Here is a 659-nt window from a genome sequence, read left to right on the forward strand (position 1 = left end):
GCACGTTTTACAATCCGGCCTTCGTTACGTACATGGTAATGGATGGCATCCATAAAAACAACCGCATAGATTTCTTCCAAAGGTCTTTCCTGCCATTCTTTCACGATAGGAAGTATCTTATCTGTGATCCTGCTGATGGTACTGTCAGAAATTTCGATATCGTATAATTCGCGCATATGGCTTTCAATATCATTCGTGGTCATTCCTTTGGCATACATGGAGATGATCTTTTCCTCCATATCCTGAGTAACTGTATTCTGATATTTCTTGACGATCTGTGGTTCAAACTCGCCTTTCCGATCCCTGGGGATATCAATCTCCATATCGCCATAGCTGGTATGCATGGTCTTCTGGGAATGACCATTTCTGGAATTATCTGTTTCTTTGTTGCGATAATCATACTTGGAATATCCCAATTCTTCATCCATTTCCTGATCCAAAGCGCCTTCCAGGATGATGGACATCATATCCCGCATAATGGAGTTGACATCTGTTCCATCCTTGACCTTTACATTGTTTTCTTTCAGATAATTGCCCATCATTTCCCGAAGGGCAGCTTTTTGTGGTGTATCTTTTTTTCTTGCCATAAAATAAACCTCCAAACTGATAAGTTTATCTTACATCAGTTTGAAGGTTTACACAAACTTTGGGATACTCCC

General features: G+C 40.4%; 1 protein-coding gene. It reads right to left on the minus strand.

What is annotated here, in order from left to right; genetic code table 11:
- The coding region (locus H9X84_RS12775; RefSeq protein WP_205142737.1) for an IS256 family transposase at window positions 1-587 on the minus strand (587 nt) is incomplete at its 3' end.
- Window positions 588-659 lie beyond the last annotated feature (72 nt).

The organism is Anaerotignum lactatifermentans, assembly GCF_016902535.1.
Lineage (GTDB): Bacteria > Bacillota > Clostridia > Lachnospirales > Anaerotignaceae > Anaerotignum > Anaerotignum lactatifermentans_A.